Genomic DNA, 278 nt, shown 5'->3' on the forward strand with positions numbered 1-278 from the left:
CGACCCTGAAGCGTCCTAGGCGAATTTCCGGCAGCGGATCTTTCTTGGCGGCTTCCAGCCAGCCGCGCGCGCCGGGCGAGTCCAGCTTGTTGACCTCCACCATGGTGTGGGCAAGTCTCGCCGCGTAGTACCTGATCTGTGGAATAGCCTCGCGAGGCACTGACTCATCGCTACGAGAGCGACCGTAGCTAAGGTCGCCCAAAAGCTCAGCGAGAGCAATGTCGATCAGGGCCAACGTTCTCCCATTAGCGTAACGGCGCCAGGCATGTTCCGGTAGA

At 60.8% G+C, this 278-nt stretch carries 1 protein-coding gene; it reads right to left on the bottom strand.

Translation table 11 applies throughout. The annotated features are described in order from the left end of the window. Positions 1-235: hypothetical protein (locus KVS69_RS19440; protein WP_217539586.1), on the bottom strand; the 235-nt coding region annotated here is incomplete at its 3' end. Between the last annotated feature and the right edge of the window lie 43 nt (positions 236-278).

Source organism: Stenotrophomonas sp. GbtcB23 (assembly GCF_019091045.1).
Lineage (GTDB): Bacteria > Pseudomonadota > Gammaproteobacteria > Xanthomonadales > Xanthomonadaceae > Stenotrophomonas > Stenotrophomonas rhizophila_A.